This window comes from Mycobacterium persicum (genome assembly GCF_002086675.1).
Lineage (GTDB): Bacteria > Actinomycetota > Actinomycetes > Mycobacteriales > Mycobacteriaceae > Mycobacterium > Mycobacterium persicum.
The window spans coordinates 1-16,066 of record NZ_MVIF01000044.1 but is presented as its reverse complement, the minus strand read 5'-3'; the positions used below and the strand labels follow the sequence as shown (position 1 = coordinate 16,066).

Annotated in this window: 17 protein-coding genes; 13 read left to right on the top strand and 4 right to left on the bottom strand. The window is 66.2% G+C overall.

Features of this window, described 5'->3' with window-relative positions; translation table 11 throughout:
- Nucleotides 1–4: 4 nt before the first annotated feature.
- From BST40_RS14985 to BST40_RS14970, 4 genes are all read right to left on the bottom strand, one after another.
- Nucleotides 5–1,177, bottom strand: coding sequence for a PPE family protein (locus BST40_RS14985; RefSeq protein WP_075549546.1), 1,173 nt, complete (start codon nucleotides 1,175–1,177; stop codon nucleotides 5–7).
- 52 nt (nucleotides 1,178–1,229) lie between these two features.
- Nucleotides 1,230–2,225 carry a PPE family protein gene (locus BST40_RS14980; RefSeq protein WP_075549581.1) on the bottom strand — a complete coding sequence of 332 codons (996 nt, stop codon included), beginning with the start codon at nucleotides 2,223–2,225 and terminating at the stop codon, nucleotides 1,230–1,232.
- Nucleotides 2,226–2,700: 475 nt separating this feature from the next.
- Nucleotides 2,701–3,717, bottom strand: coding sequence for a hypothetical protein (locus BST40_RS14975; RefSeq protein WP_075549545.1), 1,017 nt, complete (start codon nucleotides 3,715–3,717; stop codon nucleotides 2,701–2,703).
- A 29-nt stretch (nucleotides 3,718–3,746) separates the two neighbouring features.
- Nucleotides 3,747–5,306, bottom strand: coding sequence for a DHA2 family efflux MFS transporter permease subunit (locus BST40_RS14970; RefSeq protein WP_075549544.1), 1,560 nt, complete (start codon nucleotides 5,304–5,306; stop codon nucleotides 3,747–3,749).
- 179 nt (nucleotides 5,307–5,485) lie between these two features.
- Between BST40_RS14970 and BST40_RS14965 the strand changes: the two genes are divergently transcribed.
- The 13 genes from BST40_RS14965 (at nucleotide 5,486) to BST40_RS14905 (ending at nucleotide 16,063) form a co-directional block, all read left to right on the top strand.
- Complete coding sequence (locus BST40_RS14965; protein WP_075549543.1) at nucleotides 5,486–6,349, top strand: ParA family protein; 864 nt, start codon at nucleotides 5,486–5,488, stop codon at nucleotides 6,347–6,349.
- Nucleotides 6,346–7,188, top strand: a complete 843-nt coding sequence (locus BST40_RS14960; protein WP_075549542.1) for a segregation/condensation protein A — start codon at nucleotides 6,346–6,348, stop codon at nucleotides 7,186–7,188. The genes BST40_RS14965 and BST40_RS14960 overlap by 4 nt, the downstream gene beginning before the upstream one ends.
- A gap of 94 nt (nucleotides 7,189–7,282) precedes the next feature.
- Nucleotides 7,283–7,951 (top strand): SMC-Scp complex subunit ScpB, encoded by a 669-nt coding sequence (gene scpB, locus BST40_RS14955; RefSeq protein ID WP_089025162.1) that lies wholly within the window; start codon nucleotides 7,283–7,285, stop codon nucleotides 7,949–7,951.
- Nucleotides 7,948–8,703 (top strand): pseudouridine synthase, encoded by a 756-nt coding sequence (locus BST40_RS14950; protein WP_089025161.1) that lies wholly within the window; start codon nucleotides 7,948–7,950, stop codon nucleotides 8,701–8,703. The genes scpB and BST40_RS14950 overlap by 4 nt, the downstream gene beginning before the upstream one ends.
- 29 nt (nucleotides 8,704–8,732) lie before the next feature.
- On the top strand, nucleotides 8,733–9,416 hold the full coding sequence (cmk, locus tag BST40_RS14945; protein WP_075549539.1) for a (d)CMP kinase: 684 nt from the start codon (nucleotides 8,733–8,735) through the stop codon (nucleotides 9,414–9,416).
- Nucleotides 9,413–10,813 carry a ribosome biogenesis GTPase Der gene (der, locus tag BST40_RS14940; RefSeq protein WP_083154607.1) on the top strand — a complete coding sequence of 467 codons (1,401 nt, stop codon included), beginning with the start codon at nucleotides 9,413–9,415 and terminating at the stop codon, nucleotides 10,811–10,813. The genes cmk and der overlap by 4 nt, the downstream gene beginning before the upstream one ends.
- Nucleotides 10,814–11,061: 248 nt before the next feature.
- On the top strand, nucleotides 11,062–11,868 hold the full coding sequence (locus BST40_RS14935) for an SDR family NAD(P)-dependent oxidoreductase (protein WP_089025160.1): 807 nt from the start codon (nucleotides 11,062–11,064) through the stop codon (nucleotides 11,866–11,868).
- Nucleotides 11,862–12,779: a 3-hydroxyacyl-CoA dehydrogenase family protein gene (locus tag BST40_RS14930; RefSeq protein ID WP_075549537.1), complete on the top strand. Its 918-nt coding sequence runs from the start codon at nucleotides 11,862–11,864 to the stop codon at nucleotides 12,777–12,779. The genes BST40_RS14935 and BST40_RS14930 overlap by 7 nt, the downstream gene beginning before the upstream one ends.
- Before the next feature lie 2 nt (nucleotides 12,780–12,781).
- Nucleotides 12,782–13,606 carry a cyclase family protein gene (locus BST40_RS14925; protein ID WP_075549536.1) on the top strand — a complete coding sequence of 275 codons (825 nt, stop codon included), beginning with the start codon at nucleotides 12,782–12,784 and terminating at the stop codon, nucleotides 13,604–13,606.
- Nucleotides 13,606–13,956 (top strand): beta-D-galactosidase, encoded by a 351-nt coding sequence (locus BST40_RS14920; RefSeq protein ID WP_075549535.1) that lies wholly within the window; start codon nucleotides 13,606–13,608, stop codon nucleotides 13,954–13,956. The genes BST40_RS14925 and BST40_RS14920 overlap by 1 nt, the downstream gene beginning before the upstream one ends.
- Nucleotides 13,953–14,774, top strand: coding sequence for a beta-keto acid cleavage family enzyme (locus tag BST40_RS14915; RefSeq protein WP_075549534.1), 822 nt, complete (start codon nucleotides 13,953–13,955; stop codon nucleotides 14,772–14,774). The genes BST40_RS14920 and BST40_RS14915 overlap by 4 nt, the downstream gene beginning before the upstream one ends.
- A complete protein-coding gene (locus BST40_RS14910) occupies nucleotides 14,771–15,544 on the top strand; it encodes an IclR family transcriptional regulator (RefSeq protein WP_075549533.1) in 774 nt (257 codons plus the stop codon). Before BST40_RS14915 ends, BST40_RS14910 begins: the two co-directional genes overlap by 4 nt.
- A gap of 51 nt (nucleotides 15,545–15,595) precedes the next feature.
- Nucleotides 15,596–16,063, top strand: coding sequence for a lipocalin-like domain-containing protein (locus tag BST40_RS14905; RefSeq protein WP_075549579.1), 468 nt, complete (start codon nucleotides 15,596–15,598; stop codon nucleotides 16,061–16,063).
- The last annotated feature ends 3 nt before the right edge of the window (nucleotides 16,064–16,066 follow it).

The window sequence follows — 16,066 nt, the reverse complement described above, 5'->3', positions numbered from 1 at the left end:
GCGGTCATCCCGCAAATGGCGGCCGGGACATCACGGTGACTCGAAACCCGTACTTGGGTCCCGCGCCGGCGGCGGCAGCGCCCGGGCCGGCCAGTGGCAATCCGCCCAGCAGACTTCCCGGCGCACCGGCCTCCGGCGGGTTGACGATGTCGCTGGCCAATGGCGCGGCGTCCGCGACCGCCGGGCCCGGGCCCGGATTGGCGGACCAGGTGGGCGGCACCGACAACTTGCCGAGGGCGGATGCGTTGCCCAAACCGGCGGTTACCGGTCCGGCGCCGCCGAGAGCCGCTGGCGCGGCGGTTGCCGCTGCTGACGCCGCTCCGGCGGCGGCATCGGCGGCCTGCGGTCCGATCCAACCGAGCGCCCGCCACGACGTGATCAGGCTGTTGCCGATACCGATGGCGAAATATGGCAGACCCACGGTGTTGTAGAGGAGTTGCGATATCGGCATATACCAGTCGATGAGCCACTGCAGCCATCCCGGATTCGAGGTCAAACCCCCAGCGGTCAGGACCGATGAGACGGGTGATGCGAGTCCCAGCAGCATGCTCGGCAGCTCAGAAATCAGCCCCGCCAACGTGTTCTGCGCCGCCCCGGCCGAGGTTGCGACGGCTTGGGTGACCGCGGCGGACTGGGTTGCGGCCGCGGCGGGGCTGGTGATGTGCGGCGGCGGGGTGTACGGGGTCAGCTGCGCCGCGCTCGCCGAGGAACCCGCATAGCTGTACATCGCCCTGGAGTCCTGCGCCCACATCTCGGCATATTGAGCTTCCAGGGCCGCGATCGCGGCGCCGTATTGTCCGTACACGTTTTTCGCGATCAGCGATGCCAGCTGAGCGCGATTGGCCGCGATGAGCGGTGGGGGCACGACGGCGGCAAACGCCGTCTCGAATGCCGCCGCCGCCGCCCGTGCCTGAGTTGCGGCCTGCTCGGCCTGCGCGGCGGCGGCTCGCATCCACCCCAGGTACGGTAGGACCGCCTCCATCATCAGCGTCGACGCCGGCCCCAGCCATTCTTCGGCGTGTAGCGTCATCACCACCCGCTCGTAGCCGTCGGCGGCCAAACTCAGCTCGGAAGCCAGCCCGCTCCAGGCCGACGCCGCCGCGACCAGCGGGGCTGATCCCGGTCCGGCGTACAAGCGTCCGGAGTTGACCTCCGGTGGCAGCGCCCCGAAATCCATCGCTATGAGCTCCTTACGTAATGGCGGCTCGCCATGTCGATCACTGAACCGGTTATCCGGCGTTCGGCGGGCGACATGTCACCCGGATTCGTGATCCATACCGGCGGCCGAAGTTGCCGCCGGCCTCAGCCGCTCGCGACCGTGACGGTGATACGCCCGGCAGCAGGCCCGACATTTCACCGGCCCGGACGGCGGCGCGGACGCCACGGGGCGACACCGTCGTCACCTTGGCGCCTGCGGCCGAGGGCACGGGGTCCCACCCCGGTGGCACCGACATCGGTCCGATCTTGACGGCCAGACCGGCACTGATCGCCGCCGGTCCGGCGCCCACTTGCGACAAGCTCCACGCCGCGGCGGCGCCGGGCACGCCGGCCGCCGCTGCGGCCGCGGCGGCCGGCGCTTCGGCGTTGGCAGCGTTGGACCACAACATCGCTCCGGCGACCTGCAAGCCATTGAGGGTCAGCCCGCCGCCGTCGTAAACGAACGCCTCCGTGATGGCCAAGGCGTTCAGAATCGTGGTCCAGTACTCGAGCAGGGTGTCCCACGGAATCGACGTCGGGTAGGGGTTGGCGGCCTTCGGTGGCGGGGTGAACGGCGTCAATGCCGAGGCGATCGCCGCGGCGGCGGCGTATTCGTGCATGGCGGTGGCGTCTTGAACCCACATCTCGGCGTAGTGGGCTTCGGCCGTCGCGATCGCCGGGGTGTTTTGCCCGAACCAGTTGGTCGCGACCAGCGCCGTCAATAACGCCCTGTTGGCCGTGATCACCGGCGGCGGCACCGTCAGCGCAAACGCCAACTCAAATGCGGCTGCGGCCGCGCCGGCCTGAATTGCGGCCTGTTCGGCAAGTGCCGCTGTGGAACCGAGCCAACTGACAAACGGCAGAACGGAAGCCACCATGGCATCGGCGGCCGTACCGCGCCACGGCAGGGCGGTCAGCTCCAGGATCAGCGAACTGTAAGCAGTAGCCGCGGTCTCCAGATCATCCGCAAGGCGGTTCCACGCCGCCGCGGCGGCCATCAGTGGCCCCGAGCCGGGGCCGCTGTACATCCGCCCGGAATTGATCTCGGGCGGCAACGCCGCGAAATCGGACAGCAGCCCGGGGCCGATGCCGCCGACCACCGGCGGACTTGCGGCAACAGGCAAAATCTGTACGCCGGGCACGGCCTACCGTCCGATCGCGACGGCCGATGCCCGACCGCCGACCCCGCCTGAGCGTGCGGAAGCGACGCGACGAGAGCAATCAACGTCGTTGGCAGAGAAATTGACGGTCATCGACACCACCTAGCGCTTGGGACTGACGCGGCCGGTCGCGACGACGATGTCGGCAAGATGTCGGCAATCAGTGCATTAGTTTGTATCCGCAGTCCCTGTGACGCGCAGGCCGAAGTGAAATTACGGCTTTGTTAAATCCCCCGGTAGGAGTAGTTAACGAAGATTAAAATCACCGCTCGTCTAATGTCTGACCCGCGTGTCGGTTCCCGGCAATTAGCGCTGGTAGCGACCTCTCAGACTTGACAAAACTTCATAAGACTTCTTGATAGGTGCCGCCCGCAACGGCCGGCGCCGCTTGCGGTGGAATCGCCAACCGCTCGCGAAGCTCCACCACCGGTACCTCGGCGTAGCGTCGCCAGTCCCAACTCCCGTAGGTAAGGTCGGCTTTGCACTCCAGGCCGCGCCGAAAAGCATCCATATAGCCGGCGGGATCCAGTGATCCGGTCAGCGCCTCGGACCGAAAGTCAATTTTTATGCCGGCCTGAAACTGCAGGAGCACCAGCAGCAGCGGTGCAAATGGGTTGCGGGCCTTATATCCGACCGTGAACGCTCCGGCAAGAATTTCACCGGCAGGCTCCGTCGAATACGCGGACAAAACGTGAGCCACGTCATGCGAAACAATGAACTCGCCCGTGGTGCCTTTCTCTCCCGGAAACCTCAGGTTGTTCCGGACATAGTGGGCCCACAGTTCGCGTCCGAGCAGGCCCGGTTCGAGGAGGCCCAGCTTGTGATAGGACGCAGCCAGCACCGGATCGGTCGAAAGCCCGAGGTAACCCGACATGTTGTCCCAGAAGCCCTTCAGCACCTGAATGCGGGAGGTGCCATGGCTGCTCATGAGCTTTGCCCTGATTCGCATGGCCCCGATGAATTCGCGCCCGCGGGCAATATCGAGTAGGTCATCGAGGAACCCCTCATGGCAACCGAGCGTCCTCGCGATCTTCAGGCTCGCCTCGACTCTCGGCAGCTGAACGCTCCCGTGGGCGAAAATCGCAGCGGTCATCAGGAACAACGCGCAGCGTTGAGCGACGTCGGATTCGAGCCTGGCCGATATGTCGTCGGCCGGGCGCTCGGCAACCTTTCTCCAGTCGATGTCGTCATCGGCCAGATACCTGCTTGCGGCTTCCAGGAGGCTCTCATCGATTGCTGAGAGGCCGTTGGACTTGGCAACACCGGCCATTGCGGCAATGCTGATTTCCACGTCGCGTTTCGTCGGCAACCGTTGCGGATTCTCGCTGGCGATGTGCGACGGTCCTTCCCGCGAAGTCATCGTGCAAGCATATCCAGACGAGCGGCTGGTTATTTCACACTCTGTGACATCTGACCCGCGGGCTTGCGCGGCAGAAATGCCACCGGGACCAGTGTCAACGCCACCAGCACCACCGCTGCCGCGAACACCACGCTGTATGCATGCGAAAGGTCATGCAGCACATTGCCTTTGAAGTCCGGGTTGAGTGCCTGCGGCGGAATCGACGACGGGTCGACCGGTACCCCGCGCCGGGCCGCATCCTCTTGTAGGTCCGCGATCTTGCGTGCGGCGGCGACGTTTTCGCTGCGATTGAACTGGCTGGTCAGGATCATCGACATCAAGGCCGTTCCCACCGATGCGCCCACCTGCTGATTGACACTGACCAGCGTCGAACCCCGCGCGATGTGATGCGGGGCCAGGGTCTGCACCGCGGCGGCGGAAAGCGGCATCATCGTCAAACCCATGCCCAGGCCCATGATCGACAATCCGATGAGCAGCGTCGGCAGGTACGCCGCTTGTCCGGCCACCCCGTAGGCGAAGATGCCCATGCCCGCCGCGATCAGCGTCACGCCGACCAGCAGGATCTTGCCCGGGCCGCGTTTGTCCATCATGGATCCGGCCAGTGGCATGGTCACCATGGCGCCGATTCCCCTCGGCACCATGCTCATCCCGGCCCCTAATGGCGTCTGGTGCAGCAACTCCTGAAAATAGCTCGGGAATAGCAGTCCGGCGCCGAAAAAGGAGACGGCGAACAGAAACATCGCCGAGTTGGCAAGTGCGACCACGCGGTTAGTGAACAACCGCAGATCGATCAGCGGATGCTCGGCGCGGTAACCGGCATGTAAGACGAACCCGACGATCAACGCCAGACCGAGCGCGGCCGGTATCCACACATGGCGATCGGTCACCGTTCCGCGCGCGGGAATAACCGACACCCCGTACAGGAATGTGGCCAGGCCGGGGGAAAGCAGCAGCATGCCGAGAACGTCGAACGACTCCGACGGTGTCGGCTGATCCCCCGGGAAGACGATTGCCGCAAGCAGCAATGTGACCAGTCCGATCGGCAGGTTGATCCAGAAGATCCATTGCCATCCATAGCTGTCGATCAGCCAGCCGCCCAGCACCGGGCCGAACACGGGGCCGAGCAGCATCGGAATGCCCAAGATGGCCAGCACCCGCCCGAGCCGCCGGGGGCCCGCCTCTCGGGTGAGGATGGTCAGCACCAGCGGCATCAGCATGCCGCCGCCGAGGCCCTGTACCACCCGAAACGCGACCAGCAGAGTGATGTTGGGCGCCATCGCGCACAGCAATGAGCCGAAGGTGAACGCCAGCAACGAGCCCATGAAGGGCCGCTTGGTGCCGAACCGGTCGGCTACCCAACCGGCCAGCGGGATCACCGCTGCCAAAGCAAGGGTGTAGCCGGTCATGGTCCAGGCGACCATGGCTTGAGTGGTGTGGAACGTGGCGACGAAGGTGCGCTGCGCGACGGTGACCACCGTCGTGTCCACGATCGACATCATCGAACCCAGGACACACACCCCGGCGATCCGCAGTAGCCGGGCGTCGAGTTGATCGGCGTGGCTTCGTCGGCCGGTGCTCGTGTCGTCCATAGCAGCTCCCAAGAAATGCGCTTGCCGGAGAAGCATGTCACAGCGCCGCGGTCCTGGGGCTGCCGACGACGGCATAGCTCCCATAGTTGCCCGCGGGTCTCCCGGCGCAGGCGGAGGAAGCCGTTAGACTTTCCTGCGATGCCCATCCTGACGCCCGTCACCCTCAGCCGCGACCGGGTATGACCGACCACCCCGACAGCGGCATCGAAGTCGGCCTGACCGGACGGCCGCCGCGGGCGGTTCCTGACCCGGTGCCGCGGACCGCACACGGGCCGGCCAAGGTGGTGGCGATGTGCAACCAGAAGGGCGGCGTCGGGAAAACCACGTCGACCATCAACCTGGGTGCCGCGTTGGCCGAGTACGGCCGGCGGGTGCTGCTGGTGGACATGGACCCGCAGGGGGCGTTGTCGGCGGGCCTGGGTGTCCCGCACTACGAGCTGGAAAAGACTATCCACAACGTGCTGGTGGAGCCGCGCGTGTCGATCGACGACGTGCTGATTCACACCCGGGTCAAGGACATGGATCTGGTGCCCAGCAATATCGACCTGTCGGCCGCCGAGATCCAGCTGGTCAACGAGGTGGGCCGGGAGCAGACCCTGGGCCGGGCGCTGTACCCGGTGCTGGACCGCTACGACTATGTGCTCATCGACTGCCAGCCATCGTTGGGTCTGCTCACCGTCAACGGGCTGGCCTGCGCGGACGGTGTGGTCATCCCGACCGAGTGTGAGTTCTTCTCGCTGCGCGGCCTGGCGTTGCTGACCGACACTGTCGACAAGGTGCGCGACCGGCTGAACCCCAAGCTGGAGATCAGCGGCATCCTGCTGACCCGGTATGACCCGCGCACCGTCAACGCCCGAGAGGTGATGGCCCGCGTCGTCGAGCGGTTCGGTGACCTAGTGTTCGATACCGTGATCACCCGCACGGTTCGTTTCCCCGAGACCACCGTCGCGGGCGAACCCATCACGACCTGGGCCCCCAAGTCCGGCGGTGCCGTGGCCTATCGTGCCCTGGCTCGCGAGTTCATCGACCGATTCGGCGTGTGAACGACACCGCGAATCCAGACACCGTACCTCAGAACGGCTTTCAGGTCCGGCTGACCAACTTCGAGGGTCCGTTCGATCTGCTGCTGCAGCTGATTTTCGCCCACCGGCTCGATGTCACCGAAGTGGCCCTGCATCAGGTTACCGACGACTTCATCGCCTATACCAAAGCCATTGGCGCCCAGCTGGACCTGGAGGAGACCACGGCGTTTCTGGTGGTCGCCGCGACCTTGCTCGACCTCAAGGCGGCCCGGCTGTTGCCGGCCGGGCAGGTCGACGACGAAGAGGATCTCGCCCTGCTTGAGGTGCGTGATCTGCTGTTCGCCCGGCTGCTGCAATACCGGGCGTTCAAGCACGTCGCGGAGATGTTCGCCGAGCTGGAGGCCACCGCGTTGCGCAGTTACCCGCGCGCGGTGTCATTGGAAGACCGGTTCGCCGGCCTGTTGCCCGAAGTGATGCTGGGTGTCGACGCGGAGCGCTTCGCCGAGATCGCCGCGGTCGCCCTGACTCCCCGGCCGGCTCCCACGGTGGCGACCGCACACCTGCACGAGCAGACCGTCTCGGTCGCCGAGCAGGCCCAACACCTACTCGCGATGCTGCAAGCGCGCGGCGGTGGCCAATGGGCCACATTTTCTGAGCTGGTCGCCGACTGTCAGGCGCCGATCGAGGTGGTGGGGCGCTTCCTGGCGCTGCTCGAACTGTATCGGTCCCGGGCGGTAGCATTCGACCAGTCAGAGCCCCTAGGGGTGCTCCAGGTTTCGTGGACCGGGGAACAGCCGACCGGGGGGCACCGCCCGGTTGCGGGGGACGAAGCTGTGGTGGAAGCGCGAGACCAACGATGACCCGCGCCGGCAACGATGTGACGATGCGGCGGGATGAGATGCGGAGGAGCGGCGCGTGACTGACGATGCTCCCGACCCCTACCTCGGGTATGCCATGTCATCGGGCATCCCGGATATCGCTGAGCCCACCGAGATGGATCCCGACGAACTCGGACGGGTGTTAGAGGCGCTGCTGCTGGTCGTCGACACCCCGGTGACCGCCGAGGCGCTGGCCACGGCCACCGAACAACCGGTCTATCGGGTCGCGGCGAAACTGCGGTTGATGGCCGACGAACTCGCCGAACGCGATAGTGGCATCGATTTGCGACACAGCGGTGAAGGCTGGCGGTTGTACACCCGCGCCCGATTCGCGCCTTACGTCGAGAAGCTGCTTCTGGACGGAGCGCGGACCAAGCTCACCCGCGCCGCGCTGGAAACCCTTGCGGTCGTGGCTTACCGTCAACCGGTGACGCGTGCGCGGGTGAGTGCGGTTCGCGGGGTCAACGTGGACGCCGTGATGCGTACTTTGCTGGCGCGCGGCCTGATCACCGAGGTCGGTACCGACGAGGACACCGGTGCGGTGACATTCGCCACCAGCGACTTGTTCTTGGAGCGTTTGGGTTTGACGTCATTGTCCGAGCTGCCCGATCTCGCGCCGCTGCTTCCCGACGTCGACACGATCGATGACCTGAGTGCCTCTCTGGATAGCGAGCCGCGTTTCATCAAACTCGCCGGCGGCCAGCCATCCGACCAGACGCTGACATTCGACGTGGACAACGACTGATGGTTGAGCTGGAGCAGTCGCCGGGCATTCGATTGCAAAAGGTGTTGTCCCAGGCCGGAATTGCGTCCCGGCGGGCTGCCGAGAAGATGATCATCGACGGCCGTGTCGAGGTCGACGGGAAACTGGTGACCGAGCTGGGTACCCGGGTGGACCCGGACGTCTCGGTGATCCGCGTCGACGGGGCCCGGGTGGTGGTCGACGAGTCGTTGGTCTACCTGGCGCTGAACAAGCCGCGGGGGATGCACTCGACCATGTCCGACGACCGCGGCCGGCCGTGTATCGGCGACCTGATCGAGCGAAAGGTCCGGGGCAACAAGAATCTTTTTCATGTCGGGCGGCTCGACGCAGACACCGAAGGACTGATTCTGCTGACCAACGACGGCGAGCTGGCGCACCGGTTGATGCATCCCTCACACCAGGTGCCCAAGACCTATCTGGCCACGGTGGCCGGGACGGTGCCGCGGGGGCTGGGCAAAAAGCTCAGGGCGGGAATCGAATTGGACGACGGGCTCGCCCGGGTGGATGGTTTCGCGGTGGTGGACGCGATCCCGGGCAAGACGTTGGTGCGGGTGACGCTGCATGAAGGACGTAATCGAATCGTGCGCCGGCTGCTGGCGGCGGCGGGGTTTCCGGTGGAGGCATTGGTGCGCACCGATATCGGCCCGGTGACACTGGGCAAGCAGCGCCCGGGCAGTGTGCGGGCGTTGGGTCGCGACGAGGTCGGACAGCTGTACAAAGCGGTGGGCCTGTGAGTGATGCAAGCCAAGCGGGTCGTCGGCCTGTGGCGGCGGCGGTCATTGCCATCGACGGTCCGGCCGGGACTGGAAAGTCTTCTGTTTCAAGGGGATTGGCTCATAGGCTGAGGGCTCGCTTTCTGGATACCGGGGCGATGTACCGGATAGTGACGCTGGCGGTGCTGCGCGCCGGAATCGATCCGGCAGACGCGCAGGCGGTCGGGGACTGTGCGTCGGCCGCGCAGTTGTCGGTTGGCTATAGCCCGCACGCGAGCAGCTTTTACCTTTCCGGAGAAGACGTTTCGGCGGAGATCCGGGGAGATGATGTCACCCGGGCGGTGTCGGCGGTGTCGGCGGTGCCTGCGGTGCGTGAGCGACTGGTCGAGCTGCAACGTGCCATGGCCGAGGGGCCGGGCCGCATCGTTGTGGAGGGCCGCGACATCGGGACCGTGGTGTTTCCCGATGCGCCGGTAAAGATCTTTCTGACCGCGTCGGCCGAAACCCGCGCCCGGCGCCGCAACGACCAAAATGTCGCGGTCGGGCTGGCAGACGACTACGACGCGGTGCTCGCCGACGTGCGCCGGCGCGACCATCTGGACTCCACCCGCGCGGTGTCGCCGCTGCGAGCGGCGGCTGATGCGATCGTCGTCGACACCAGCGATATGACGGAGGCCCAAGTCGTCGATCATCTCGTGGAGTTGGTGACGCAGCATAGCGGAGCCCTGCGGTGACCCACGACGGCACCTGGTCCGACGAAAGCGATTGGGAGCTCGACGATTCGGATCTGACCGAGCTGTCGGAGTCGGCGCCCGCGCCGGTCGTGGCGATCGTGGGCCGGCCCAACGTCGGCAAATCGACCTTGGTCAATCGGATCTTGGGCCGGCGTGAAGCGGTGGTACAAGACGTTCCGGGCGTGACGCGTGACCGCGTGTCCTACGACGCGCTGTGGAGTGGACGGCGGTTCGTGGTCCAAGACACCGGGGGATGGGAGCCGGACGCCAAAGGGCTGCAGCAACTGGTGGCCGAGCAGGCGTCGGTGGCGATGCGCACCGCCGATGCGGTGATTCTGGTGGTCGATGCCAGTGTCGGCGCCACCACTGCCGACCAGGACGCCGCTCGCAGCCTGCTCCGCTCGGGTAAGCCAGTCTTCCTGGCCGCCAACAAGGTTGACAATGAGAAGGGCGAAGCCGACGCGGCCGCGCTGTGGTCGCTGGGACTTGGCGAGCCGCATGCGGTCAGCGCGATGCACGGTCGGGGTGTGGCCGATCTGCTCGACCAGGTGTTGGCCGCGCTGCCCGAAGTGGGGGAATCGGCCTCGGCCGGCGGCGGCCCGCGGCGGGTGGCCCTCGTCGGCAAACCCAACGTCGGCAAGAGTTCCTTGCTGAACAAGCTGGCCGGCGATCAGCGGTCGGTGGTGCACGAGGTCGCGGGGACGACGGTCGATCCGGTGGATTCGCTGATCGAGATGGGCGGCAAGGTGTGGCGTTTCGTCGACACCGCGGGCCTGCGCCGCAAGGTCGGCCAGGCCAGCGGACACGAGTTCTATGCGTCGGTGCGCACCCACGCGGCCATCGATTCCGCCGAGGTGGCGATCGTGCTGGTCGACGCGTCACAGCCGCTGACCGAACAGGATCAGCGGGTGCTGTCGATGGTCATCGAGGCCGGACGGGCGCTGGTGTTGGCCTTCAACAAGTGGGATCTGGTCGATGAGGACCGGCGCGAGCTGCTGGAGCGGGAGATCGACCGCGAACTGGTGCAGGTGCGCTGGGCGCAGCGAGTCAACATCTCGGCCAAGACGGGTCGGGCGGTGCAGAAGCTGGTGCCGGCGCTTCAGAGCGCGCTGGCGTCGTGGGACACGAGGATAGCGACCGGCCCGCTGAACGCCTGGCTAAAGGAAGTGGTGGCCGCGACGCCGCCCCCGGTGCGCGGCGGCCGACAACCCCGCATCCTGTTCGCCACCCAGGCCACCGCGCGGCCGCCGACGTTCGTGCTGTTCACCACCGGTTTTCTGGAGGCCGGCTACCGGCGGTTCCTGGAGCGGCGGCTGCGCGAGACATTCGGCTTCGAGGGCAGTCCGATCCGGATCAACGTGCGAGTGCGCGAAAAGCGGGGCGTCAAGCGCCGCTGAGCGAAACAACCAGCGTATCCCCATCGCGGCAGCTGAGTTCGCTAACCGGCGTCTTTGACGAGCCGTCGCTAGGGTGCCGTGCGATCCACGGACCGCCGCAACCCATCCGGTCGACGCTGACGCTAAATCCCGCAATACGGACACAGCGGCCTACATCACAGGAGTACCTGTTTGACGCCCTCGCGGCAACCCCATACGATCTCTCGCATAACGGGTTAATAAACCCGCATTGCAGGAAAAGGTGAGAGATGGTGACGATGGCACAGCAAGCGCCAAATCCGGGCTTGACGCGGTTCAGCGTGCAAGACAAGTCCATACTGATCACGGGCGCCACCGGTTCGCTGGGCCGCGTCGCCGCCCGTGCATTAGCGGACGCGGGCGCTCGGCTGACCCTGACCGGCGGCAACGCCGCCGGGCTGGCCGAGTTGGTCGACGACGCCGGCATCGACGACGCGTTGGTGGTCGAGCGTCGGCCCCAGACTCCGGCCGACGCCCAGGCCATGGTGGCTGCGGCCATTGCCCACCATGGCCGCCTCGACGGCGTTCTGGTGGCGTCGGGCATGAACCATGTCGCGCCGATCACCGAGATGGCCGTCGAGGACTTCGACAAGGTGATGGATGCGAATCTGCGGGGCGCTTGGCTGGTCTGCCAAGCGGCCGGGCGGGTGCTGCTCGAGCAGGGCGACGGCGGCAGCATCGTGCTGGTCTCATCGGTCCGCGGAGCGCTGGGTCACCCCGCCGGCTACAGCGCCTACTGCCCGTCGAAAGCGGGCACCGATCTGCTGGCCAAATCCCTGGCGGCCGAATGGGGTGCTGACGGAATCCGGGTAAACGCCCTTGCGCCAACGGTTTTTCGGTCCGAGCTGACCGAGTGGATGTACGCCGACGACGAGAGGGGACGCGCCACCCGCGAGGCGATGTTCGCCCGGATCCCATTGCGCCGCTTCGCCGAACCCGAAGACTTCGTCGGCGCGCTGATCTATCTGCTCAGCGACGCGTCAAGCTTCTACACCGGCCAGGTGATGTATCTGGACGGCGGATATACCGCATGCTGACGTCTCACGGGTTCTCTCGGGCCACCGTCGTCGGCGCCGGTTTGATGGGCCGGCGCATCGCCGGCGTGCTAGCCTCGGCGGGGCTCGAGGTCGCCATCACCGACACCAACGCCGAAATCCTCGATGCCGCAGCGGCGGAAGCCGCCGAAGTGACCGGCGCGGAACGCGGATCGGTTACCCCCACCGGTGATCTGGCCGCGGCGGTGCACCACACCGACCTGGTGGTCGAGGCGATCGTCGAGAACCTGGCCGTCAAACAGGAACTCTTCCAACGCCTGGCGGGCCTGGCCCCACATGCGGTGCTGGCCACCAACACGTCCGTCCTGCCGATCGGGGCGGTCACCGAGCGGGTCGACGACGGCAGCCGAGTAATCGGTACGCACTTCTGGAATCCGCCCGACCTCATTCCCGTCGTCGAGGTGGTGCCCAGCGATCGAACCGCGCCGGACACGGTGGAACGCATCGCGGCGCTGCTGACCGAGGCCGGCAAGATGCCGGTGCGGGTCGGACGCGACGTCCCCGGATTCATCGGCAACCGGCTTCAGCATGCGTTGTGGCGTGAGGCGATGGCGCTGGTCGCTGAGGGCGTCTGCGACGCCGAGACGGTAGATCTAGTGGTGCGCAACACCATTGGGCTGCGGCTGGCCACCCTGGGCCCGCTGGAAAATGCCGACTACATCGGCCTCGACCTCACCCTGGCCATCCACGACGCGGTTATCCCCAGCCTCAACAGTGACCCGCATCCCAGTCCGCTGCTGCGCCAACTGGTCGCCGAGGGACAACTCGGGGCGCGCACCGGACACGGGTTCCTCGACTGGCCCGCGGGCGCCCGCGAGCGCACCGCGGCACGACTTTCCCAGCACATCAGTGCCCAACTTGACCAAGACCCACATCGGAAAGGAAGTAAATAGCCATGACTTTCACGTGGCCCCTCGGTGAGGCCGAGTCCAAGCTGGAGCTCTACGACCTGTCACACCCGTGGGGACACGGGGTGCCGGCCTGGCCGTATTTCGAAGACGTCAAGATCGAACGGCTGCACGGCATGGCCAAAAGCCGGGTGCTGACCCAAAAGATCACCACCGTCATGCATTCCGGCACCCACATCGACGCGCCGGCCCATGTGGTGGAGGGAACGCCGTTCTTGGACGAGATCCCGTTGAGTGCCTTCTTCGGCACCGGGGTGGTGGTGTCGATCCCCAAGACCAAGTGGGGTGTGGTTACCGCGGAGGATCTGGAGCGGGCCAGCCCGGAAATCCGGCGCGGTGACATCGTCATCGTCAACACCGGCTGGCACCACAAATACGCCGACAGCGCCGAGTACTACGCCTACTCGCCGGGCTTCTACAAGGAAGCGGGGGAGTGGTTTGCGGCCAAGGGCGTCAAGGCGGTCGGCACCGACACCCAGGCGCTGGACCATCCGCTGGCCACAGCGATCGCACCGCATGGCCCCGCGGAAGCCCAAGGCGGCCTATTACCTTGGGCGGTAAGCGAATACGAACAGCAGACCGGTCGCAAGGTACTCGACGACTTCCCGGAGTGGGAGCCCTGCCACCGTGCGATCCTGTCGAAGGGCATCTACGGTTTCGAAAACGTCGGCGGCGACCTGGACAAGGTCACCGGCAAGCGTGTCACCTTCGCCGCCTTCCCCTGGCGCTGGGTGGGTGGCGACGGCTGCATCGTTCGGCTGGTCGCGATCGTCGACCCCACCGGGAGCTACCGCATCGAGACGGGGGCCTGATGAACGTGACCCGGGTGTCGCAAGCGCCGGAATACACTGCCGCGCTGCACCGTGACGTGCTCACGGTGCGGCTGCAGGGCCACGAAGCCGGACACACCGACCGGTTCTGGGTGGGGCTGTCCACCTACCAGCCGGGCGGGATCGCCGAAAAGGCCGCAGCCCGAGAGGAAACCGTCTACGTGGTGATCGACGGCGAGCTGGTCGTCACCGCCGACGGAACCGAAACGGTCTTGGGCCGGTTCGACAGTGTGCATTTCGCCAAAGGTGAGGTGCGGTCGCTGGAAAACCGTTCCGGGCGTGCGGCGGTGCTGCTGGTGGCCATCGCTCATCCGCAGGAGGTAGCGGCGTGAGCGTCGTCATCACCGTCGCACCCACCGGGCCCATCGCAACCAAGGCCGACAACGCCGCGCTGCCGACCACCCCGGAGGAAATCGCGACCGCGGTCGACCAGGCCTATCACGCCGGAGCCGCTGTGGCGCACATCCATCTGCGCGACGAAAACGAAAGACCCACAGCAGATCTCGCTATCGCGCGGCGGGCCATGGACCTGATCGGCGAGCGTTGCCCGATCCTGATCCAGCTGTCGACCGGAGTCGGACTGTCGGTGCCGTTCGAGGAGCGGGAAAAGCTGGTGGAATTGCGGCCGCGGATGGCCACCCTCAACCCGTGCTCGATGAGTTTCGGTGCTAGCGAATTCCGTAACCCGCCGGATGCCGTCCGTCGATTGGCGGCACGGATGCGCGAGTTGGACATCAAACCGGAACTGGAAATCTATGACACCGGGCATCTGGAGGCCTGCCTGCGATTGCGGGAAGAAGGCCTGCTGGCCGAACCTTTGCAGTTCAGCATCGTCCTCGGGGTGCGCGGCGGAATGGTCGCCACCGCCGATAACCTGCTGACGATGGTGCGCCGGCTTCCTCCCGATGCGATCTGGCAAGTCATCGCGATCGGCCGGGCCAACCTGGAATTGACCGCGATGGGCCTGGCCCTGGGCGGTAATGCGCGAGTGGGCCTGGAGGACACCTTGTACTTGCGTAAGGGTGAGCTGGCGCCAAGCAACCTGGCGCTGGTGACGCGCACCATGCGTCTGGTCCAGGCTCTGGATTTGCCCGTCGCCTCCGTTGAAGAAGCCGAGGCGTTGCTGCGCCTGCCCGGAGTTCGGCGATGAGCGCCAAGGCCGAAGACAGCGACGTCCGCAGCGGTGGCATCCAGGTGATTGCCCGCGCGGCGGAGATATTGCGGGTGCTGCAAGCTCACCCCGGCGGGCTCAGCCAAGTCGAGATCGGGGAGCGGGTCGCAATGGCCCGGTCCACCGTGAGCCGGATCCTCAACGCATTGGAGGACGAGGGTCTGGTGGCCTCGCGCGGGGCGCGGGGACCCTACCGGCTGGGGCCCGAGATTGCGCGCATGGCCAGCACCGTGCGGCTCAGCGTGGTGGCCGACTTGCACCCGTTCCTGACGCAGTTGTCGCGGGAACTCGACGAGACGGTGGACTTGTCGATTCTGGACGGGGATCGCGCCGATTTCATCGACCAGGTGGTTCCGCCGCGGCGGTTGCGCGCGGTGAGCGCGGTGGGCGAGTCCTTTCCGCTGTACTGCTGCGCCAACGGCAAGGCGCTGCTGGCGACACTGCCGCCGGAACGGCAGGCACAGGCGCTGCCCAGTCGGCTGCTGCCGTTGACTGCCAACACCATCACCGATCGGGCAGCGCTGCGCGAGGAGCTCGCCCAGATCAGCCGCGACGGCATCGCCTATGACCGGGAGGAGCAGACCGATGGCATTTGCGCGGTCGGCACGGTGCTGCATGGCGTGACCGATCAGGTGGTGGCCGTCAGCGTGCCGGTGCCGGCGCAGCGGTTCTACGGCCGCGAGGAAGAGCTGGCCCAGGCATTACGGGCGTGGGTGGCGAAAGTGAACAGCTGGTTCGAAGCATCATGAGGAGCATTGGAATGGTTGGAAATGGTTGGAAATGGTTGGAAATGGTTGGAAATGGTAAAAGCATTGCGTGACAAGCTGGTTGGAGCCTGGGAGCTGGTGTCCTACGTCGAGCGGGACAGTCTCGACGGCCCGGTGCGATACCCCCACGGCGCGGATGCGCAGGGTTTGATCATCTACACCCCGGACGGGTACATGTCGGCGCAGATCCAGTCATCCGGGCGACCCGACTACGACCGGCCCGTGGCCGGCGGCGGCACCACCGAGCAGGCGGCGGCCGCGGCGCTGGGGTATCTGGCCTACAGCGGACGGTACTTCGTCGACGAGGCCACGGGCGATATCCGTCACGAGGCGAAGCTGTCCCTGGTTCCCAACTACCTGGGCCAGTTTCATCTGCGGCACAGCGACCTCGACGGCGACAAGCTGACCCTGTCATCGGAATTGACCTTGCCCGACGGGCGGACGGTGTACTCGTCTCTGGTGTGGAAGCGTGCCGAGCGGGCCGGGTCGCAGGTGGCCTAAGGG